The 21,602-nt window shown below is 75.0% G+C and carries 16 protein-coding genes; 9 read left to right on the plus strand and 7 right to left on the minus strand.

What is annotated here, in order from left to right; genetic code table 11:
- Window positions 1-40: 40 nt before the first annotated feature.
- From ACGFSH_RS21480 to ACGFSH_RS21495, 4 genes are all read right to left on the minus strand, one after another.
- Window positions 41-4,672: a hypothetical protein gene (locus ACGFSH_RS21480; protein WP_393350931.1), complete on the minus strand. Its 4,632-nt coding sequence runs from the start codon at window positions 4,670-4,672 to the stop codon at window positions 41-43.
- 65 nt (window positions 4,673-4,737) lie between these two features.
- Window positions 4,738-5,616, minus strand: a complete 879-nt coding sequence (locus ACGFSH_RS21485; RefSeq protein ID WP_393350933.1) for a hypothetical protein — start codon at window positions 5,614-5,616, stop codon at window positions 4,738-4,740.
- A 124-nt stretch (window positions 5,617-5,740) separates the two neighbouring features.
- Window positions 5,741-7,267, minus strand: a complete 1,527-nt coding sequence (locus tag ACGFSH_RS21490; RefSeq protein ID WP_393350935.1) for a hypothetical protein — start codon at window positions 7,265-7,267, stop codon at window positions 5,741-5,743.
- A 332-nt stretch (window positions 7,268-7,599) separates the two neighbouring features.
- The gene (locus tag ACGFSH_RS21495) at window positions 7,600-8,307 is read right to left on the minus strand and encodes a GntR family transcriptional regulator (RefSeq protein WP_393350937.1); all 708 of its coding nucleotides are present in this window, start codon (window positions 8,305-8,307) and stop codon (window positions 7,600-7,602) included.
- Window positions 8,308-8,483: 176 nt separating this feature from the next.
- Here ACGFSH_RS21495 and ACGFSH_RS21500 point away from each other — a divergent pair, with 176 nt between their 5' ends.
- The 5 genes from ACGFSH_RS21500 to ACGFSH_RS21520 are packed head-to-tail and all read left to right on the plus strand — an operon-like array spanning window position 8,484 to window position 12,946.
- Entirely contained in the window at window positions 8,484-9,785 is a 1,302-nt protein-coding gene (locus ACGFSH_RS21500) for an MFS transporter (RefSeq protein ID WP_393350939.1), read from the plus strand.
- The gene (locus ACGFSH_RS21505; RefSeq protein ID WP_393350941.1) at window positions 9,782-10,636 is read left to right on the plus strand and encodes a putative hydro-lyase; all 855 of its coding nucleotides are present in this window, start codon (window positions 9,782-9,784) and stop codon (window positions 10,634-10,636) included. Before ACGFSH_RS21500 ends, ACGFSH_RS21505 begins: the two co-directional genes overlap by 4 nt.
- A 20-nt stretch (window positions 10,637-10,656) precedes the next feature.
- Window positions 10,657-11,451 (plus strand): LamB/YcsF family protein, encoded by a 795-nt coding sequence (locus ACGFSH_RS21510; protein ID WP_393350944.1) that lies wholly within the window; start codon window positions 10,657-10,659, stop codon window positions 11,449-11,451.
- A 2-nt stretch (window positions 11,452-11,453) separates the two neighbouring features.
- Entirely contained in the window at window positions 11,454-12,080 is a 627-nt protein-coding gene (locus tag ACGFSH_RS21515; RefSeq protein WP_393351620.1) for an allophanate hydrolase subunit 1, read from the plus strand.
- A complete protein-coding gene (locus ACGFSH_RS21520; protein WP_393350946.1) occupies window positions 12,077-12,946 on the plus strand; it encodes a biotin-dependent carboxyltransferase family protein in 870 nt (289 codons plus the stop codon). The genes ACGFSH_RS21515 and ACGFSH_RS21520 overlap by 4 nt, the downstream gene beginning before the upstream one ends.
- 747 nt (window positions 12,947-13,693) lie before the next feature.
- Here ACGFSH_RS21520 and ACGFSH_RS21525 read toward each other — a convergent pair.
- Complete coding sequence (locus ACGFSH_RS21525; protein ID WP_393350948.1) at window positions 13,694-15,115, minus strand: HEAT repeat domain-containing protein; 1,422 nt, start codon at window positions 15,113-15,115, stop codon at window positions 13,694-13,696.
- 311 nt (window positions 15,116-15,426) lie between these two features.
- The gene (locus ACGFSH_RS21530) at window positions 15,427-15,834 is read right to left on the minus strand and encodes an ankyrin repeat domain-containing protein (protein WP_329407794.1); all 408 of its coding nucleotides are present in this window, start codon (window positions 15,832-15,834) and stop codon (window positions 15,427-15,429) included.
- Between the two features lie 263 nt (window positions 15,835-16,097).
- Here ACGFSH_RS21530 and ACGFSH_RS21535 point away from each other — a divergent pair, with 263 nt between their 5' ends.
- Window positions 16,098-16,292, plus strand: a complete 195-nt coding sequence (locus tag ACGFSH_RS21535; protein ID WP_069772012.1) for a hypothetical protein — start codon at window positions 16,098-16,100, stop codon at window positions 16,290-16,292.
- Between the two features lie 40 nt (window positions 16,293-16,332).
- Entirely contained in the window at window positions 16,333-18,300 is a 1,968-nt protein-coding gene (locus tag ACGFSH_RS21540; protein WP_393350951.1) for a hypothetical protein, read from the plus strand.
- 205 nt (window positions 18,301-18,505) lie between these two features.
- On the opposite strand, the gene ACGFSH_RS21545 is transcribed toward ACGFSH_RS21540, so the two are convergent.
- A complete protein-coding gene (locus ACGFSH_RS21545) occupies window positions 18,506-20,002 on the minus strand; it encodes a PLP-dependent aminotransferase family protein (protein ID WP_393350954.1) in 1,497 nt (498 codons plus the stop codon).
- A 99-nt stretch (window positions 20,003-20,101) separates the two neighbouring features.
- On the opposite strand from ACGFSH_RS21545, the gene ACGFSH_RS21550 reads away from it, so the two are divergent.
- Together ACGFSH_RS21550 and ACGFSH_RS21555 are read left to right on the plus strand one after the other, a co-directional pair.
- Window positions 20,102-20,788 carry a YitT family protein gene (locus ACGFSH_RS21550; RefSeq protein WP_393350956.1) on the plus strand — a complete coding sequence of 229 codons (687 nt, stop codon included), beginning with the start codon at window positions 20,102-20,104 and terminating at the stop codon, window positions 20,786-20,788.
- Window positions 20,785-21,552, plus strand: a complete 768-nt coding sequence (locus ACGFSH_RS21555; protein ID WP_393350958.1) for a glycerophosphodiester phosphodiesterase — start codon at window positions 20,785-20,787, stop codon at window positions 21,550-21,552. The genes ACGFSH_RS21550 and ACGFSH_RS21555 overlap by 4 nt, the downstream gene beginning before the upstream one ends.
- The last annotated feature ends 50 nt before the right edge of the window (window positions 21,553-21,602 follow it).

The following is a 21,602-nucleotide window of genomic DNA, read 5'->3' on the forward strand; positions in this document are numbered from 1 at the left end:
TCCGCCGCCGCCCGGGCCGCGACGACGGACCGGGCCGTCATCAGCCGGCGTCGGGTACGGGGCGTTTGTACATCCGGGTCGCCGTGATCTCGCTGTGCACCTGTGCCGTGTCGCCTTCCGCGGGCGCGGACTGCTGGGGCAGGCCGGGGCGCAGGTGCTCCTCGACGCTGATGTACTTCAGGCCCGCCCTGAGGTCGGCATCGTTGCGCAGACGGATGACCAGCGGGAACTCCGCCAACGCCGTCGTGTCGAACAGGCCGGTGGTGTAGAGCAGTTGGACGCCCAGGGCGTCCGACACGGCGCGCTGGAGTTCCAGCAGGTAGGTCGCGTTGGCGCGTCCGATGGGGTTGTCCAGGAACAGCGTGCCGGCGTGGCGGTGCTTGTCCCGGCCCCGGTCGTTGCTGCGGAGGGCGGCCATGGTGCAGTACAGGGCGATCGCCGCGGTGAGCAGCTGACCGCCGGAGAAGACGTCGCCCATCTGGCCGACGGGGACGCGCTCGGCGCGCAGAACGGCGTCCGGCTTGAGGATCTCGACGGCGACGCCCTTGGGCTGGAGCGCCGCCCCGACCCCGCGCAGCAGCAGCGACATGCCGTCGCGTCGCAGGTCGGAGTTCTTCTTGACGGCCGCCCGGGTCGCGTCGTCGATGACCTCGCCGAGCCGTTCCGTGAGGGTGGCCTGGTCGGGCTCCTCGAAGCGGATGCGCAGGAACTCCTGGCCGGACCACTCGCCGAGCCCCTCGGGCAGCCGGGAGAGCCGCTGAGCCGAGCGCAGGGTGGCGAGGGCGGACTCCACGAGTCCCCGCAGCCGGTCCACGATCGAGTCCCTGTTGCGCTCCAGCTGCGCCAACTCGTCGGTGAGGACGCGCAGTCGGGGCGCGAAGGCGTCCGCCCACCTCTTGGCGTGCTCCGGCAGCGCGGAGGCGGGCAGCTCGCGGATCTGCTGGCGGGCGGGGGTGCGCACCTGCTCGTAGCGGGTGGAGTTGGCGTGCCGTACGAGGATGTCGCTCGCCTCGCGGACGGCGGACTCGGCGGCGGACAGGTCCGCGGCGCAGCCGCGCAGGGAGCGGCGGGCCTCGGCGGCCGACTGGCGGGCTTCCTCCAGCGTGCCGGGGTAGGGCTCGGCCTCCTCCTGCTCCTCTTCCGCAGTGTGCTCGCGCAGCAGGTCGCGCAGCATGGCGGCGGTCTCGTCGAACCCGCCCGCCGCGTCCTCGGCGGCCCGGTGGGCGGCCAGGAGTTCGGCGTGCGCCTCGCGCGAGCGCTCCAGAGCCTCGGTGCGGGAGGCGAGTTCGGAGGTCGCGGTGCGCAGCAGCGCCTGCGCGTGCTCCGCGTCGCGGGGCTGGAGCTCCTCGGCGAGATCGGTGTGCGCCGCGCCGTCCTCGGGCGCGTGCCGCTCCGCCTCGCCGCGCAGGCGGCCGAGCTGCTCGCTCGCGGTGGAGACGCGGGTCTCCAGGAGCTGCACCAGTTCCTCGGCGCGTGCGGCGGCGGCCTGCCGGGACGGTCCGTCGGAGCCGTCGGGTGACTGCAGCAACTGCTCCGCGCGCGTGCGGACCTTGTTGCTCAGCCGGTCCAGTTCGGCGCGGGCCGCGCTCTCGTCGCTCTCCGCGCGGGCCTGCTCGGCCCGCAGGTCGGCGCCGACGCCGACCTTCTCGTACAGCTGGGAGGCGGCCCGGTAGGCCTCGCGGAGGGCGGGCAGGGAGGCCCCGGAGGCGTTCGCGTCGTCCGCGGGGACGTCGTCGGGGGCGCCCGCGATCTCGGCGCGCTCGGCGCGCAGGGCCCGCGCGGTGCGGCGGGCGTCGTCGGCGGCCCGCTGCGCGCCGCGCCGGTCCTCGTCGGCGGCGCGGGCGCGCTCCAGGCAGGCCTGGGCGCGGGCCTCCGACTCGGCCGCCTCGTCGGTGAGTTCACGCACCTTGACCTGCCAGCCGGCGCGCTCGCGCAGCCGGAAGGCGAGTCCGGCGAGCGCGTCGGCGGCCCGGCGGGCCTTCTGCGCGGCCTCCTGGCGCTCGTCGCGTGCCTGGGCGGCCTCGGCGGCGGTCTCCTCGGCCTCCGCGCGCACGCTCCGCGCCTCGGCCAGCTCGGCCTCGGTCTCGTCGGCGAACGCGCGGGCCTCCCCCGCGGCCCGCGCCAGTTCGGCGAGGCGCCCGGCGGGACAGCCGGTCCGCCAGGACGCGAGCCGCGCCGCCAGTTCCCGGTCCTTGCCGAGCCGCGCCGCGAGCCGCCGGATGTCCTCGTCCCGCGCGGTCGCCCGCGCACGCAGCGTCTGCCGCTCCTCGTCGGCGGCGTGCTCGTCGTGCATGGCCGGGTTCGGCGGGACGAGGAAGACCTCCCCGCCGTCGGAGCCGGCCGGCGGGGTGGGCGCGAGGAGGGCGGCGGCGGTGCCGACGGCGACGGCCGAGCGCGGCAGCAGCGCGGCCTCGCCGAGCACCTCCCGCGCGCGTGTGTGCGAGCCGGGATCGGTGATGATCACGCCGTCGACCAGTTCGGGGCGGGCGGCGAGCACCCGGGCGTGGTCGGCCGGGGCGACGGCCTGCGCGAGGTAGCGCCAGCCGGGCAGCGCGGGGATGCCGTGCTCGCCGAGGAACTCGACGGTGGCCAGGACGTCCGGGCCGGGCGGCAGCAGTCCGCCGTCGCCGAGGGCGCCGAGGATGCGGGCGTCGTCGGCGGCGGCGGTGCGCAGCTCGAAGAGCTGCCGTTCGGCCGAGGAGACGGCGTTGTCCAGGAGTTCGCGCAGCTCGTCGGCGCAGCGGTCCAGGTCCTCGGGGGACAGCAGGGCGCCGTCGGAGGACTCGCCGTCCTGCCGCGGCTGCGGAATGTGCCGGTGCGGCCGGGCGCCGGTCAGCCCCAGCAGTTCGGCGAGCCGTTCCTCGCCGGCCAGGGAGACGGCGAGCCGACGCTCGGCGTCGTAGGCGCGCTGGGCGGCGGTGGCGGCGTCGGCCGCGCGGGCCGCGGTGAGCTCGGCGCGGGACTCGGCCGAGGCGGCCTCGCGCGCGTGCTCGCCCGCCCGGCGCGATGCCTCCCTTGCGGTGTCCCAGGCGGCGACGGCCGTCTTCTCGGCGTCGCTGGCGGCCAGCGCGGCGCGGGCGGGGTCGGCGTCGGGCGCGCTGTCGTCGAGCCAGCCCGCGCGGACGGCTTCGGCGGTCTCCTGCTCGACCTCGGCGAGACGCTGGCGCAGGTGGCCGACCTCGCTGCGGGCACGCTGGGCGTCGGTGGCGGCTGATGTGGCGTCGCGGTGGGCCGACTCGCCGGCCTCCTGGAGGGCGGCCGACCGCTCCTCCTCCTCATTGGCGAGGCTCTCGGCGCTCTCCGCGGCCGCGTGCAGGGCGCGTACGAGGTCGACGGCGGCCCTGGCGCGCGCGGCGAGGGCGGGGGCGGCGTCGCGTTCGGCCTCCTGGATCGCGGCGGCCACGCGCGCGACGCGGTCGGCGGCGGTGCGGTGGCGCAGCACCGCCTCGGCGGCCTGCCAGGCGGCGTGCAGGGTGCGGGCGTCGGCGAGTTCCCGCTTCTGCGCGGCGGCCGACTTCTCGGCGGCCGACAGCGCCAGCGAGGCGTTCCGGTAGGCGAGTTCGGCGGCGATCAGGGCGCTTCGCCCGCGTGCGCCCTCGGAGTGGGTGACGGCGTAGGCGGCGGCCGTGACCCGCTGGGCGAGGTCGCCGGCCCGCTGTTTCTCCCGCAGTCCGCGCGCGGAGAGCCGGCGGGCCAGCGCGCGGGTGCGCCGCTCGGCGCCGGTGTGGACGTCCCGCGCCCGGGCCCTCGTCTCCGCGGCCTCGACGATCCGGCCCAGCAGGTCCACGGACCCGGCGGTGAAGTCCCGTTCGGCGATGAGCTCGGCGCGCCGGCCGAGCTTGCTGCCGAAGCCGCTGACGAGGTCGGCGAGGCCGTCGGTGTCGCGGGTGTCGGTCACCGCGCGCAGCAGCAGGTCGGTGAAGTCGGAGTCCTTCTTGACGGCGAAGAGGCCGGCCGCTTCGCCTTCGTCGGCGTTCATCTCCCGCTGGTAGCGGAAGAGTTCGGGGTCGAGGCCGAGGTCGCCGAGGTGCTCGATCCACCGGTCGTGGATCTCCTCCCAGTGCACCTCCAGGTGCGGGTACGCCTTGCCCGCCTCGGTGATGGCGTCCCGGAAGCCCTTCATGGTGCGCCGTCGGCCGCGCGCGCCGGAGGCGCCCTCGACGGGCGGGCGCACGGCGGTGGACTCCGCGACGGGCAGGTTGTCCAGGCTCAGTCCGGGGCCCGGCCGGAAGGAGTACCAGGCTTCGGCGAACTTGCGCGGGTCGTTGGAGACCTGGCGGCCGCGCCACTCGCTCGCCTTGCCGACCACGACGCACTCGCCGGTGAGCACGTGCTGCCACTCCAGGGCCACGTGTCCGCAGTCGTCGGCGAGCAGGAACTTGCGCAGCACGCCGGAGCTGGCTCCACCAAGGGTGTTGCGGTGGCCGGGCAGCATGACCGAGAAGATCAGCTTCAGCAGGACGGACTTGCCGCCGCCGTTCTCCAGGAAGAGCACGCCGGCGGGCGCGGGGCGGCGCGGCGGGCCGACGGGCTCGTCCGCGAAGAACTCCGCCTGGGTGGGGGCGGGGTCGGGCACGACGTCGCCGACGCCCCGCAGGTCAAGCACGGTGTCGGCGTAGCGCGCACCGGCGGGACCGATGGAGTAGAGGCGGACCCGGGACAGCTCGTACATGGCGGACTCTCGTAAGTCTTCGGCAGATCGGCGGATCAGGAGTGAGGTGCGCGGACGCGCGAGGGCTAGGAGTGGAAGGGAAGACCGGCGTCGGCCACCAGCTCCAGGTCGTCGCTCTCCTCCGCGGGCAGCAGGGTCGGTGTTCCGTCGGTGACCGGGACGACGCCGAGTTCCAGCAGTTCGGCCATGGCGGCGCTGCCCGCCATGTCGCGCACCTGGAGCTGGTAGCGGGCGGTCGTGCGGTAGGTGCCGCCGTTGTCGTCGCCGGTGCGCTGGAGGAAGCCGGAGTCGGTGAGGAAGGCGACGGCCTTGCCGACGATCCCGGTCGTCGAGCCGGCGAGTCTGCGGGCGTCCTTGGTGGCGCCGGTGGAGCTGCGTCTGGCCCAGATCCGCCAGGCGGCCTCGAGACCGGGTGCGTCGCTCGCGGGGTCGGTGTTCTCGCCCTGTTCCTGCGCGCGCCGCTCGAGGCGGTGACAGGCCTGGCGGACGAAGGAGTCGACCCCGTTGACGCTGACGCGGCCGATGTATCCGTCGTCGGCCAGGTCCTCGGGGCGCGGGAAGGCCATCGCGGCGACGCAGAGGTGGGCGAGGCCGTGCAGGAAGCGGTCGCCGCCGTCGGCGGAGGTGCGGCGGGCGTAGTCGCCCATGCGGACGGCGAACACGGAGTCCTCGGCGGCGGTCACGGCCATGCCCGCGCGGGGGGACACTTCCAGCACGATCAGCCCCAGGCCCGCGGCGACGGCGTCGGCGAGCCGCGCGAACGCGGGGTCCTCGCGGTGGCGGCGCAGCAGGTCGGCGTACTCCTGGTCGCGCGCGGGCTGCAGTTTGGGCTGAAGCCCGAAGGCGACGAGCCGCGCCGCGTCGGCGGCGTCGGCGGGGGTGACGGCGGCGGAGGCCGGTACGGTCGCGGCCTCCGGCTCACTCCGGTCGACGTGCTCGGTCACGGCCTCGGCTCCTTGCTGTCGCGGCTCGCGTGGGCGTGCCGCTGCGTGTGCGTGCGGGTGTGCTGGGGTTCGGTCATGCGGGGTTCGCCCGAAACGGGTGCGTTCCTGCGGTTCGGGGGCGGGCTCATGCCGCCTCCGTGCGGTCCGCGGCCATCCCGGCGGAGTCGAGCAGGGCCGTGCCGACGATGAGGTCGGCGCCGCCGAATTCCGGGTCGTCCAGCTCCGTCCCGTCGTCGACGGCGAACAGCAGCTTCTCCTCGCCCTGACGGTAGGCGGTGCCGACGGCCGGGCTGGCCGCGTGCACGGCCAACAGGGCCACCAGGTACGGAAGATCGGGGTCGGAGCGGCGGGCCTCGGCCAGCAGCCCGGACAGCCGCCGCGGGGCGTCCGCGGGCAGGTCCAGCAGGCGCGTCGCGGCGGCCAGCTGTTCCTCGCTGAAGCGGCTGTCGTCCGGCGTGGCGATCAGGTCGGGTTCGGGCATCTCCGCGCCGAGGTGCTCCCGCTCCTGGGGCGGGGTCAGCAGGAGGTCGACGAGGTCGCCCATGCGCACGGACACCGGGGTGCGCAGCCCGGTGCCGTGCGCGAAGAACGCGTCGGTGACCCGGACCGCCTGTTCCACCGGCAGCGGCAGGAGGGGGGCGACGAGGTGCCCGTAGAGGTCCGTACCCGACGACGTCATGGGGGTGGCGAAGGCCTGCCGGTCCTGCTCGGCGCGGAACAGCGGGCCGGCCTCCAGCAGCCGGGACTGCAACTGGGTGTGGCGGCGGATGCAGTCCTTGACGATGTCGACGAGTTCGGCGGCACGGCGCTTGTTCTCCGCGTCCTCGATCTCGTCGCGTGCCTTGCGGATGTTGGTGAGGATCGCGTTCTCGTGGCGGTAGCGGTCGGCTACGTGGTCCAGGGCCTCGGCGATCATGTCGGGCACCGCGTTCAGCCAGTCCACCGCCCGCACGTTGCGACGGGTGGCCTCCAGGGCGCGGCGGAGCGTCTCGGAGTACTGCACCGTGCGGTAGCGGGCCTGCTCGGCGGCGAGCTGGGCGTCGGCGAGGCGGCCGCGGCGGATGAGCACCTCCAGCTTGACCTCGGCGGCGATCTGCGCGCTGGTGACGTCCGTGTCGAGGGCGCCGACGAGCACGTTGACCGCTTCGTCGGTGGTGCGCAGGTAGACCGCACCGCCGTAGCCGGGGACCTCCTCGATCAGTTTGAAGTCGTAGTCACGGCGCACGTATGTGCCGTCCGGCGCGAACATGCCGTAGGCGGCGCGGAAGCCGCGGTCCACACTGCCGACGTTGATCAGGTTCTCCAGGACCCAGCGGCCCACCCGTTCGTGCTCGGCGACGGGCCTTCGCGGGGCCTGCGCGGCGATGCGGGGCAGCAGACGGGCCACTATCTGGTCGTGGTCGGCACCGGTGTCGAAGTCCATGTTGAGCGTGACGAGGTCGATGGCGGCCAGGGCGATCTCCGCCATGCCGTAGACCGAGTACTCGCCGGCCAGGTTGGCCTTGCGCGCGTCGAGGTCGTGGATCGGCGCCGTGCAGGCGAGCGCGCGCAGCCGCCGCGCCAGCCCCTCGTCGGCGGCCGGACCCTGCGCGGGGCGCGGCCCCGCGCTGAGCTGGGGCGGAACACGGTCCGTCGAAGCAGGCGAAGTCACGGTGCACAGACTAGGTCCTCGGTCTGACATCGACCCAAACGGCGCGGATCGCCTCCGGCGGCCGGGCCGGGGTGCGCGCGGCGGACGAGCGGACGTCCGCGGCCGTGACGCCGGCGGCCGCTGCCCGTCACGTCCGCGTCCGGTGGCCCCCGACGTCTACCCGCGGCCCGTGACGTCCGCGCCCCGTGATCCGTGGCGTCTGCGGCCGGCCCCCTCCCCTCGCCGCGGGTTGCGTGGCGTTCGCGCCCGCCGGGCCGGGACATCCCCGGCGCGTGTGCCGTGGGCGCACGCGGTCCACGGAACCCGTCGTGCGGTGCTCCGCGGCCGCGCCGCTACAGGGCGCGGCCGCGGTCCTCCCCCACCCCTCGCCGGTAGGCGTCGACCACCCGTTCCAGGGAGTCGGCGAGGTAGACCGTGAGCAGTCGTTCGGCGCCCGCCGTGTCCCCCGCCTCCAGGGCCTGGAGGATCTGGCGGTTGCGCTGGAGGTAGGGCTCGTGCAGCCGGCGGGGCTCGTCCACGAGGTGGAAGGCCAGGCGCAGCTCGGCGAAGACGCTGCGCATGAGTTCGTCGGTGCGCGCGCTCCCGGCCAGGGCGACGAGTTCGCGGTGGAAGTGGATGTTGGCGGTGCCCAGGGCCTTCCAGTCGTTCCCGACGGCGGCCAGCTGCCCTTCGGTGACGCTCGCGCGCAGGCCCTCCAGCGCGTGGGGCGGCTCTCCGAGCCCTCGCACGACGGCGCACTCGACGAGGGCGCGGGTGCGGTAGATGTCCTCGACGTCCTCCACGGTCAGGACCCGGACGAACACGCCCCGGTTCAGCTCGTGGACGAGCAGGCGCTCATGGGTGAGCAGCCGGAACGCCTCGCGCAGGGTGTTGCGCGAGACGCCGAGCGCCCCGCCGATGCTGTCCTCCGAGAGCCGAGTCCCGGGCGGGAAGTATCCGTCGGCGATGCGGGTCCTGAGGATGTCGGAAACCCGTTCGGCCGTGCTCGTGCGGCCCAGGAGGGCGCGGTCGTCGGCCAGTCCCGCCAGCTGCTCTGCCATGCCCGGAATTCAATCGCAGACCGGAGAACGAGACAACACGGGTATTGAAGAATCGTTCAACGATCCTCTACCTTCGGTTCCACAAGGCACCGCCCCGTCCTCCACACGCGGCGGTGTGCGTCCTGCACGGCACGGCTCAGTCCCAGCACCCTCCGTCCTCCGTCAGCGAGGTGCACATGAGCACTCCCACTCCACCGCGGGCCCCGAGCGCCGAAGCACGGCCGGCGACGACCGGCCCCTCCCCCGACGACGGCGCCCTGGCCTGGCTGCGCGCCCTCGGACCGCGCGGCCGCCGCGCCTTCGCCGGTGCGTTCGGCGGCTACGCCCTCGACTCCTACGACTACTTCACGCTGCCCCTGAGCATGGTCGCGCTGGCCGCGTACTTCGGCCTGGACAGCGGCCAGACCGGCCTGTTCACCACCGTCACCCTGGTTGCGTCGGCGATCGGCGGCGCGGTGGCGGGCGTCCTGGCCGACCGGATCGGCCGGGTCAGGGCCCTGATGATCACGGTGATCACCTACGCGGTGTTCACCGTCGCCTGCGGCTTCGCGCCCACCTATGAGGCGTTGCTGGTGCTGCGCTCCCTCCAGGGGCTCGGCTTCGGCGGCGAGTGGGCGGTGGGCGCGGTCCTGGTCGCCGAGTACGCGAGCGCGCGGCACCGGGGCCGTACCCTCGGCGCGATCCAGAGCTCGTGGGCCGTCGGCTGGGGCCTCGCGGCGATCGCCTACACGCTGGTGTTCTCGTTCGCCGGCGACGACACGGCCTGGCGGATCATGTTCTGGACGGGTGCGCTGCCCGCCCTGCTCGTCGTGTGGATGCGGCGCCGGGTCCAGGACGCGCCGCAGGCCGCGGCGGTCCGGGAACGCAGCGCCCGGAAGGGCTCGTTCCCGGCGATCTTCAAGGGTCCACTGCTGCGGACGACGCTCTTCGCGGGCCTGCTCTCCACGGGCGTGCAGGGCGGCTACTACACCCTCGCCACCTGGGTGCCGACCTATCTGAAGTCGGAACGCGGACTCTCGGTGGTCGGCACCGGCGGCTATCTGACCTTCCTGATCTCGGGCGCCTTCCTCGGCTATCTCACCGGCGGCTACCTGACCGACCGGCTGGGCCGGCGCCGCAACATCTGGCTGTTCGCCCTGCTGTCGGCGGTGTGCATCCTGGCGTACGCCAACATCCCGAGCGGCGCGGACACCCTGCTGCTCGTCCTCGGCTTCCCGCTCGGCTTCTGCATGTCGGCCATCTTCAGCGGCTTCGGGTCCTTCCTGAGCGAGCTGTACCCGGCGGCCCTGCGCGGCACCGGGCAGGGCTTCACGTACAACACCGGCCGCGCCGTGGGCGCGGTCTTCCCCACCACGGTCGGCTTCCTGGCCGACAGCTGGGGCGTCGGCGGCGCGCTGACTTTCGGCGCGATCGGCTACGCGATCGCCGCCCTGGCGCTCCTGGGCCTCCCCGAGACGCGCGGCAAGGAGCTGGAGTGAACCGTCCCCTCGTCACGCGGGACCGCCGTCCGCCCTCGGGCGGGGACCGTCCCGTCGCGCTCGCCGAGCCGCACGCGCACGCGTGGAGCCCCGAAACCGCCCGGGCCCGCTTCCGGGCGGGCCTGGTCGGCCCCACGGCCGGGATCGCGGCGGGCCACACACAGGTCAACCTGATCTCGGTGCCCGTGGACTGGGCCTACGACATGCTGCTGTTCTGCCAGCGCAATCCGAAGCCGTGCCCCGTCCTCGACGTCACGGACGCCGGCTCCTGGACGACCGTCCTGGCCGAGGGCGCGGACCTGCGCACCGACCTGCCCCGCTACCGCGTGTGGGCGGACGGCGAGCTGGTGGACGAGCCGACGGACGCGCGCGCGTACTGGCGCGAGGACCTGGTGTCGTTCCTGATCGGTTGCAGCTTCACGTTCGAGTGGGCGCTGTCGGGGGCGGGCGTGCCCATCCGCCACGTCGAACAGGGGCGCAACGTCCCGATGTACGTGACCGACCGTCAGTGCCGTCCGGCGGGGCCGCTGCACGGACCGATGGTGGTGTCGATGCGTCCGGTGCCGCCGCGGCGCCTGGCGGCCGCCATCCGGGAGAGCAGCCTGCTGCCCGCGGTGCACGGCGGCCCCGTACACTGCGGCGATCCGTCGGGTCTGGGCATCGCCGACCTCGGGCGGCCGGACTTCGGCGATCCGGTGGACGCCGAGCCCGACGACATCCCGGTGTTCTGGGCCTGCGGGGTGACCCCGCAGGCCGCGGTGACGGCCTCACGCCCGCCGTTCGCCCTCACGCACGCCCCGGGACAGATGTTCGTCACCGACGCCCGCGACGAGCAGTACCGCGTGGCCTGACAAGGAGATACGAAGGAACCATGACCGGGACGCCCGTGACGACCGCCTCGCCCGAGACGACCGCAATCGACCTGAACGCCGACCTCGGGGAGGGCTTCGGGCGTTGGCGGCTGACGGACGACGAGCACCTGCTGTCCGTCGTCACCAGCGCCAACGTGGCCTGCGGCTTCCACGCGGGGGATCCGGTCACCATGCGGCGGGTGTGCGCGCTGGCGGCCGAGCGCGGCGTGACGATCGGCGCGCAGGTCTCCTACCGGGACCTGGCCGGCTTCGGCCGGCGCGCGATGGACGTGCCGGCCGAGGAACTGGCGGCCGAGGTGGCCTACCAGATCGGCGCACTGGAGGTGTTCGCCCGGGCGGCGGGCGCGCGCGTGGCGTACGTCAAGCCGCACGGCGCGCTCTACAACCGGGTGGTGCACGACGAGGAGCAGGCCGGCGCGGTGGTCGCCGGTGTGCTCCTCGCGGACGCCGCGCTGCCCGTGCTGGGGCTGCCCGGTTCGCGCCTGCTGGACCTGGCCCGGGAGGCGGGGCTGCCGGTCGTGCCGGAGGCGTTCGCGGACCGCGCGTACACCGAGCAGGGCACGCTGGTGCCGCGCGGCCGGCCCGGCGCCGTGATCAGCGACCCGGAGGCCGTCGTGTCGCGGTCGGTGAGCCTGGCCCGTTCCGGCCGGGTCGACTCCCACGCGGGTTCCTCCGTCGCCGTACACGCGCGTTCCCTCTGCCTGCACGGCGACACGCCCGGCGCGGTGGAGCTGGCGCGCCGGGTCCGCCGCCGGCTGGAGGAGTCGGGCGTCCGGGTGGAGGCCTTCGCGTGAGCATGCGTGTGCTGCCCGTCGGGGACGACGCCCTGCTCGTCGAGGTCGCCTCGGGCGAGCAGGCCGAGGCCCTGCACGCGGAGCTGCTGCGCCGCCGTGCGGCGGGCCTGCTCCGGGCGCGTGAGATCGTTCCGGCGGCCCGCACGGTCCTCCTGGACGGCCTGAGCGATCCCGGGCGGGTGGCGTCCGAGCTCGCCGTCGCGGTCGTCCCGCCCGCTCCCCCGCGCGAACACACCGTCGTGGAGATCCCCACCCGCTACGACGGTCCCGACCTGGCCGTGGTCGCGGCCCACTGGGGGGTGCGCGAACAGGACGTGGCCCGTGTCCACGCGGCCGCGGAGTTCCGGGTCGCCTTCTGCGGGTTCGCGCCCGGCTTCGGCTACCTGACGGGACTCGCGTCCCGCTACGACGTCCCCCGCCGGGCGACTCCGCGCACGGCCGTACCGGCGGGCTCGGTGGCGCTGGCCGGGCCGTACACGGGCGTGTACCCGCGTTCGTCGCCCGGCGGCTGGCAGCTGATCGGGCGCACGGACGCGGTGCTGTTCGACCCTGCGCGCGAGCCGGCCGCCCTGCTGTCGCCGGGCACGCGCGTGCGGTTCGTCCCGGTCGGCCCGGCGGGAACGGCATGAACGACCGCGCACTGGTCGTCGTACGCGCCGGGGCGCTCACCACGGTGCAGGACCGCGGCCGCCCCGGGTACGCGCACCTCGGGGTGCCCCGGTCCGGGGCGCTGGACCGGCCCGCGGCGGCCCTCGTCAACCGGCTGGTGGGCAACCCGGCCGACGCGGCCGTCCTGGAGACCACGCTCGACGGCTGCGCCCTCGGACCGCGCTCGGACGTGACCGTCGCCGTGGGGGGCGCGCCGTGCCGGGTCGCCGTGGACGGCCGGCCGGTCGCGTGGGGCGCCCCGGTGCGGGTGCCCGCGGGAGCGGTGCTGGAGGTGGGACCGGCCTTGAGCGGGGTGCGCGGATACGTCGCCGTGGCCGGCGGCATCGCCGTCGAACCCGTCCTCGGCAGCCGTTCCACCGACCTGCTGTCCGGTCTCGGCCCCGCGCCGCTCACGAACGGCACGGTCGTGCACCTGGGGCGCGAACCCGCCCCGTACACGCGCGTGGACGTCGGTCCCCAGCCGGCGCCACCGGCCGAGCTGGTGCTGCGGGTGACACCCGGCCCGCGCGAGGGCTGGTTCACCCCCGAAGCCCTGCGGATCTTCACGTCCCGGACGTTCCGCGTCTCCTCGGCGAGCAACCGGATCGGGCTGCGCACGGAGGGGCCCGCGCTGGAGCGCGCCGTGGACGGCGAGCTGGCCAGCGAGGGCATGGTGCTGGGCGCCGTCCAGGTGCCGCCCGCGGGTCGGCCGGTGGTCTTCCTCGCCGACCACCCGACCACCGGCGGCTACCCGGTGATCGCCGTGGTCCGTGCGGCCGACCTCCCGGCCGCGGCGCAGGCACGGCCCGGGACACCGGTCCGCTTCGTGGCCGTGCGCAGACGGTGACACCGGCGCCCGCTCACCGACGAGGCCGCGGGGTCGCCCGCAACGGGTGTGCCGGCCGTCCGCCCGCGCTCTCGCGGTCCCGGCGCACCGGGCGGGACCGCCCTCGGGTCGAGTCCGGCCGGCACGGCGCGGTGAACGGCGTTCCGTCGGGGGCGGCCCGGCACCGCCGGACGTCAGTAGGCCGACCGGAGCGCTCGTGCGCCGCACGCGCGTGAGGAGGGTGCCTCGTCGGCCACAGGGCGATGCCTCGTCGACCGGGCGAACGGCCTTCCGGATCGCACCCGGGCGGCGTCCGGCCGTCGTGTCCCCACGCGCGTGGGGACACGCCTCGTAGGCCCACAGGGGGACAGCGAGGGGTGGAAGCGAGAGAAGGCGACCGGGCGGGCCCGCGCGCCTCGGCTGCCCGGACGGGGCTTGCCGACGCGTGCGCCGCGGGAGCTGCGGCTCGGGCGGGCACGGGACGCGCGACCGACGGGAGGCGCCGCCGGGCGCTGCGGGCTCGGGCCGGCGCGGGAGCTTCGGCGGGACGTCCCGCTTCGGCCGGCGGCGTGCGGAGGAGCAGCGCCTGTCGTCGGTGCGCGCGCTGCGGGCGTCGCACGCCGGCCTCGCACACCGCGCGCGGATCGAACGGATTCCGGCCGAAGGCCGGCGGCCGACAGGTCGCGCGCCCTCCGGCCGTCGGTCATCCGCGGTCCGCCGCCGGGCGGGCCGCCGCCGGGAGTGCTCGGGCGGCGGCCTGGCCCGCGATCACATGGCGGATGCCGCGTCGGGTCCGATCCGGCTCCGTACGGCCGTCTGGACCTCGGCCTCCTCGGCGGGGTCCGCGGCGAGCCGGCGAAGCCGTTCCACGACCCGGGCGTCACCGGTCTCGGCGTGGCGGGCGGCGATCTCGCGGGTGCCCTCCTCGCAGTCCCACAGGCATTCGACGGCGAATCCGGTGGCGTAGGAGGGGTCGGTGGCGGCGAGGGCGCGGGCGCAGCGCCCGCGCAGATGGGACGAGGCCGTCTCGCGGTAGATGTGGCGGAGCACGGGCGCCGCGCAGGCGATGCCGAGCCGCCCGGCGCCGTCGACGAGGGTCCACAGGGTGGGCGCGTCGCAGCCCTCCCCGCGCACGGCCTCGCGCAGCGCGCCGAGGACCAGTTCCCTGTCCTTCGCGCCGCCCCGGCAGGCGAGCATGCGGCCGGCGGCCGCGCCGAGGGCGTCGGGCCGGTGGACCCAGCCCCGGGCCCGGTCGACGGCGGCGACGCTGCGCATGCGTTCGAAGGCGTCGACGGCGGCCTCGACGACGGTCGCCGAACCGGCGGCGACGGCCTGTTCGACGAGGAGGAGGGCGTCCGGGTCGTTGCAGTCGGCGAGGTAGCGCAGGGCGGTGCACCGGGCGCCGTCATCGCCGTCCTTGGCGGCCTGCACGATCTCGGGGCGGTCCTCGGGGCCCGCCACGGCGGAAAGGCAGCGGGCGGCGGGGACGTGCAGCGCGGCACCGCGCTCGACGCCCTGCTGCGCCCATTCGAAGACTGCCCGCACGCTCCAGCCGGGCCGTGGTCCGGTGGGACTCATCTGGCGTTGCCAGCGGTCGAAACAGCCGGCCTCGTGTGCGGCGCGCACGCGGGCGGAGACGTACTCGCGGGGGTCTTCGGCCCACAGCCGCCAGGGCCGTGGCTCGAAGGCGTCCCGCACGGCGGCGGCGAGTTCGGCCTCGCCCTCCGCGTCCGTGGCGAACCTGGCGAGCACCGGTGCGGCGAGGGCGCGCAGTCCGGCGTCGTCGTCGCGCAGGGCCAGCTCGTCCAGGGCCCAGGCCCAGTTGGCGCCCGTGGCGGCGTACCGGCGCAGCAGGTCGAGGGCGTCGCGCCTGCCGTAGGAGGCGAGGTGGCCGAGGACGGCCAGGGCGAGGCCCGTGCGTGACTCCTCGGTGTCGAAGACGTCCTGGACGTCGAAGAGGTGGGCCTCGATCTCGTCCAGCTCGCCGTTGAGGTCGAGGTAGAGACGGGCGTAGTAGAGGGAGCGGTTCTCCACCTGCCAGTCGTGGCGGGGATCCCGCCGCACACAGTGGTTCAGCGCCGCGAGCGCCTCGGCGCGCGGTGCGGTGAGCGCGTGCAGCGTGCCGTCGCCGCGGCCCCTCTGGAGCAGGCCGAGCAGCGTGCCGCTGGGCGCTATGACCGGATCGAACATGGGAAACAGCCTCACATCAAGCGTCGACGCAACCGGGGGACGTGCATTACCTGGCCGCGTGACAACACGTCGGGGCGCCCGCCGTTTCCTGCTTGCTGTAGACCATCTTCCTCTGCCTCTCGTCGGTGGCCCATGCGGACCGCATCACGGCCCGCGCGGTGCGGCAACACCTGCCCAGCCATCGCGTCCGTGAATCACGACGTCATGATGACCCGGCTCTTCTGCCTGCCGCGACCGAAATTTCCGGCGGCCTCGTACCGCCTCCCCCGTGGTGGTCGATTTTCCCGGTCAGAACCTCTTTGCCGGACTGCTCACGAACGGTCCGCGCGGCGCGCGCCGAACAGGTCGAGCAGCTCCGTCCTGTCGAACATGCGGGCCGTGTCGACGGCCGACGGCGTGCCCTGGGAGGGGTCGGCGCCGGCCTCGATCAGGGCTTCGGCGACGTCCGTCTCGCCCTTGAACGCGGCTCCGGCGAGCGGGGTCTGGCCGCGGTCGTTGATGCGGTCCGCCTCGGCGCCGCGGGCCAGCAGGGCCCGGACCGCGTCGGCGTGGCCGTGGTACGCGGCGAGCATCAGGAGCGAGTCGCCCCGGTCGTTGGTGAGATTGGCCGGGACGCCCGCGTCGACGTACGCCACGAGCTCCTCGGTCTGTCCCCGGCGGGCCAGATCGAAGATCTTGGTCGCCAGCTCCACGACCTCCGGGTCGGGGGCTTCGGTCATCGGCCGGACCGCCTCTCGCTACTGCCGTTCAGGTGAATCGCCAGCGTACTGGCTCGTCGGTCACCCGGCCGGTGTCGTACGCGGCAAAGATCACCTGAGCCCCCTTTCGCCGCAATTCTCGTGCTCGGGCAGCCCACCGGACGTGCCGCCGCCTGGGGGAAATCAGCCCTATTTCACCCAGTTGCACCTTTTATCGTATGGATACATCCTGTGAGCCTGGAAGTACTCATGGTGACTGTCCCCCGCGAACCAGGAGAAACCAAATGATCCTGTCCATGTCAGGCGTGGTCCTGCTCGGCATCGTCGTCTTCCTCTTCTTCCGCAAGGACGGCCTGAAGGGGTCGCACGCCATCGTCTCGGCCCTGTTCGGGTTCTACATGGCCAGCACGGCCATCGCCCCGAGCATCAAGGCCGGCGGCGAGAGCCTGGCCAGCCTCCTCGGCGGCATCAAGTTCTGACGCCGCACGTCCCGTCCGCACGCACCTCCAGGAGACAGAAGTGGCCCGGCGCCCCCTCCCCCGCATCCTGAGCACAGGCAGCGCACAGATCGCCCGGAGCCGGGAGCTGGCCCGGACGGCGGCCGACAGTGCCACCGATGTCCTCCATCCGCTGATCACGACGACCCGCGGACTGCGCCGGCTGGCCTCGGCCGGACGGCGCAGATGGACCGAGACCCCCAGGGACAGACGCGGTCCGCTGCTGTTCCTGGCGGCCTCGGTGATCCTGGTCGTGGTGCTCGTGCCGTACGGCCCGCTGCTCGCCGCCGTCACCCTGACGTCGGCGGCGGCCTGGCAGGGCAGGGACCGCACCCCACCGGCTCCCGAAGGCCCTGACGAATCGCAGATCCAGCGACTCCAGGTGCTGTACGAGGCCCTCGTCCCGTACTTCTCGACGGCCGAAGACCCGTCTCCCCTCTACGTCCACGGCGGCGACTGGGAGACGGTCTTCCCCACCCAGGAGTTCGACGACTCGGGCCGCGTGGCCCACCTGGTGATCCGCTATCCGGCCTACTTCCCGGACGGCGAGGCCGCCTCCCGCGCGCGGATCGAGCAGTTGCTCGCCGCGAAGTCCGGCCGCGGCCGCGAGTACCTCTTCGTCTGGGACGAGGAGGGCAACGAACTCACGGTCAGCGTCCTGTCCCCCCTGCCCACCGATATCGCGGCCCAGCGCTTCGTCTCCGCGCCGGGCGAGACGGTCCTGGGCTTCACGGACCCCTCCCGGGTGCAGCGCACCCTCCCGCTCGCCTTCGGCGCGGACCACCGCGACGTCCCGCCGGTCGTGTGGCGCACCGGTATCCGCTCCACCGAGCCGCACCTGCTGGCGGTCGGCCAGCCGGGCAGCGGCACCTCGACCCTCCTGCGCTCCATCGCCCTCCAGGCCCTCCGCCACGGCGACGTGCTGATCGTCGAGGGCGGCGGGACGGGCGAGTACGCCTGCCTGGCCGGCCGCGAGGGCGTGCTGGGCGTCGAGATCGGACTCGACGGCGCACTGGCCGCGCTGGAGTGGGCGACCGGCGAGACCGAGCGCAGGCTCCTCGCGGCGAACGAGGCCCGCCAGGCGGGGCATCCGGCGCCGCAGGACGCCAAACGCCCGCTGTGGATCCTCCTGGACCGGCCCACCGCCTTCACCCACCTGGCCGAGGCCGAGGGCCGCAAGGATCCGCAGTCCCTCCTCCAGGTCCCGCTGCGGCACGGCCGCGCCGCAGCCGTGACCGTGGTCGTGGCCGAGCAGTTCGACGCCCTGGACTCCCTGAGCGACGCGGTGTGCCAGCACACCCGCGCGCGGGTCACCCTCGGCCCCGCCCCGGCGCAACAGCTGACGGCGGTGCTCGGAGCACCCCCGCACACCACCCCGGTCGACGACCTCCCGCCGGGTCGCGGCTACGCCCGGCTGGGCTCCGCGCCGGTCCACCGCCTCCAGGTCCCGGCCACACCGGACCCGTACGACGACGCGACGAGCGACGCGCACCGACAGGCCGTGCTGGACCTCCTCCCGCCGCGCACCGCACCGGCCGACGCCGGGACGGCGTCCGGCACGGAGGCTCCCGTCGAGACGGACGCCCCGGCCGAAGCGGCCACCGCTTCCGGCGCCGAGACGGCCGACGACACCCAGACCACGCCGGACGGCCGGGAGGACACGGGCGCCCCGGAGAACCCGGAGACCCCGAAACGTCCGGACGACGTCCAGGCGTCCGACGACGGGTGGAGCGGCGGGGCTCCGACGCCGGCGCCGGTCGGAACCGCCGTCCCGAAGATCATCGTCACGAAGACCGCACCCCCGCCGCCCAGCACCCCGCCCGCCACCCCGCCGTCTCCGGCGCCGCCCGCCACGGCTCCGCAGCCGGTGGCCGCGCTGACGGCCGGGCCCGCGCGGACGGCCGCCCCGGAAACGGCGCTTCTGGAGCGGCCCGTCCTGGAGCCGGCGGTGCCGGAAGCGGCCGTGGCGGAGCCGGCCGCCGCGGAGTAGCGGGGCGGCCGAACGCCGGCCGGCCGGACCGGGGGCGACCGCGCCCCAGCCGGCTCGCCCGCGCACCGCACCGATCCCATCCCCCGGCCCGGCCCGGCCCGCGTCCCGTCCCCCGGGCCGGGCCGGAGGGCCCGCCGTCCGCCGGCCCGCCCCGGCCGCTCCGTCTTCTTAGTCCCCCGGCCCCCGCACCTCCCGCGGCCGCTGGCTACGCCACGAAGGTGCGCGGTCCCTCGCCGCCCGCCGCGCCCCCGCTCTCCACGATCCGCGCGGCGGCGGCCAGGCGCGTGGCCGCTTCGTCCGCGACGGCGCCGCCCACGGTGAACGGCAGCCGGACGTACCCCTCGAAGGCGCCGTCGACCCCGAACCGCGGGCCGGAGGGGACCCGCAGCCCGACGCGCTCCCCGGCCTCGGCGAGCCGGGACCCGGACAGTCCGCCGGCCCGCACCCACAGGGTCAAGCCGCCCTCGGGGACGGTGAACTCCCACTCCGGCAGCTCTCGGCGCACGGCGGTGACCAGGTCGTCCCGGTTGCCGCGGGCCTGGCGGCGGCGCAGCTCCACGGCCTGCTCCCAGCCCCCGGTGCTGAACAGCCAGTTCACCGCCAGCTGCTCCAGCACCGGGGTGCCCAGGTCGGCGTAGGCGCGGGCGGCCACCAGGCTGCGGATGACGTCCGGAGCGGCCCGTACCCACCCGATGCGCATGCCGGCCCAGAAGGCCTTGCTCGCGGAACCGACCGTGATCACGGTCGAGCCGCCGGGGTCGAAGCCGCACACCGGGCGCGGCATCGCCACGTCGTCGAGCCACAGTTCGCTCATGGTCTCGTCGGCGACCAGCACCGTGCCGGCCGAGCGGGCCGCCTCCACCAGCCGGCGCCGCTGGTCGTCGTCGGCGAGCGCGCCGGTCGGGTTGTGGAAGTCGGCGACGACGTAGGCGATGCGCGGCGCGGCGTCGCGCAGGACCTGGCGCCACCGGTCCATGTCCCAGCCGGCCAGGCCGTCCGCCATCGCCACGGGCACCAGCCGGGCGCCCGCCTCGCGCATGAGCTGAAGGATGTTGGCGTAGGAGGGCGACTCGACGGCGATGCGCTCGCCCCGTCCGCCGAAGAGGTGGCAGATGGCGTCGATGGCCCCCATGGCGCCGGTGGTGACCATGATCTGCTCGGGCATCGTCGGGATCCCGCGCGCGCTGTAGCGGTCGGCGATCATCGCACGCAGCGCGGGCAGGCCCGCCGGATAGTCGCCGTGCGTGTGGGCGTAAGGGGGCAGTTCCTCCAGTGCGCCCTGCACGGCCCGGGTGAGCCAGGGTTCGGGGGCGGGCAGGGCCGCGCAGCCCAGGTCGATCACGGACCCCAGGGACTCGGGGGGCAGCGGTTCCAGGCCGCGGGCCGGGACGGGGTTGCCCGCGGGCACGGCCGTCCAGCTGCCCGCGCCGCGCCGGGACTCCAGGAAGCCCTCGGCGCGCAGCGCCTCGTAGGCGGCGGCGACGGTCGTACGGCTCACGGAGAGGGCGAGGGCCAGTTCCCGCTCGGCGGGCAGCCGGGCCGCGACGGGGACGCGGCCCTCCAGCACCAGCAGCCGGACGCCGTCGGCGAGCGCGCGGTAGGCGGGCGGGCGGCGGGCACCGGGCCCGGCCGGACGGTCCTGCTGGGACTTCAGGAGCCGGGCGAGCTGCGCGGCTCCCACCGCAGAGGTCCACTGCGCCATGTCTACCAGTCCACCTTCCCCGAATTGGCCATGGATGCGGTGCGCTTCCACGCCACAGAGTGTCACGAGTCAGGCCACTGCCACCACCAGGGGGACCCCTTGTCCGAGCCGTCACCGCAGGAGCGGTCCTCGCGGGAACCGAAGGGCCGCGTCGTCCGCAGGCTGCTCCAGCTCTACGCGGGGCTCGCCCTCTACGGCGCCAGCTCCGCCCTGCTCGTGCAGGCGGGCCTCGGCCTGGAACCGTGGAATGTGCTGCACCAGGGCCTGGCCGAGCTGACCGGCCTGTCGATCGGCGTCGTGTCGATCGGCGTGGGCGCGGCGGTGCTGCTGCTGTGGATCCCGCTGCGTCAGCGGCCGGGGCTCGGCACGGTCTCCAACGTGTTCGTCGTCGGGCTCGCGATGGACGCCACCCTCGCGTGCGTCCCGGAGGCGCGCACGATGGCCGCGCAGGCGCCGCTGCTGGTGGCCGGTCTCGTCCTCAACGGCGTGGCCACGGGCCTGTACATCGCGGCCGGCTTCGGGCCGGGCCCGCGGGACGGGCTGATGACCGGTCTGCACCGGCGGACGGGCCGTTCGGTCCGCCTGATGCGGACGTCTGTGGAGGTGGCCGTGGTGGCCACCGGTTTCGCCCTCGGCGGCACGATCGGCGTCGGCACGCTGCTGTACGCGGTGACGATCGGACCGCTCGCCCAGTTCTTCCTGCGCGTCTTCGCCCTTCCCGCGGCGGCGGGCGGCAGCGCGGTCGTTGCCGGCGGGACACCGCGGGGAGCGATACTGCGACCGTGACCAGCCTCGAACGCCATCCCTACCTCGACCATCCGGGGCCCATCCCGTTCGCGCACCGCGGCGGGGCCGGGGCCGGGCGGGAGAACACCGTGGCGCAGTTCCGGCGTGCGGTGCAGACGGGGTACCGCTACATCGAGACGGACGTGCACACCACGCGTGACGGCAGGCTGGTGGCCTTCCACGACACCACGCTGGACCGGGTCACCGACGGCGCGGGCCGTATCGCCGACCTGCCGTGGTCGCAGGTGAGCCACGCGCGCGTGGGGGGCCGGGAGCCCGTGCCGCTCTTCGAGGAGCTCCTGGAGACGTTCCCCGAGGTGCGGTGGAACGTCGACCTCAAGGCGGAACCCGCCCTGCACCCTCTGCTCGACCTGATCGGCCGCGCGCGGGCGTGGGACCGCGTCTGCGTCGGCTCGTTCTCGGAGGCGCGCGTCGCGCGGGCCCAGCGGCTGGCCGGCCCGCGACTGGCGACGTCGTTCGGCACCAGGGGCGTTCTCGACCTGCGGCTGCGGTCCTGGGGCCTGCCCGTGTGGCCGCGCCGCTCGGCGGTCGCCGCGCAGGTGCCCGAGGTCCAGTCGGGCATCCCCGTGGTGGACCGCCGCTTCGTGCGCGCGGCGCACGCGCGCGGGCTCCAGGTGCACGTGTGGACGGTCAACGATCCGGATCGGATGCACCGGCTCCTGGACCTGGGGGTCGATGGCATCATGACCGATCACATCGACGCGTTGCGCAAGGTCATGGAGGACCGGGGCGTCTGGGTCTGACCTCGGGCCCACCGCCCGCACGCGGCTCCGGCACCGGGAAGCGAGGGCGC

This window comes from Streptomyces sp. NPDC048481 (assembly GCF_043200075.1).
GTDB lineage: Bacteria > Actinomycetota > Actinomycetes > Streptomycetales > Streptomycetaceae > Streptomyces.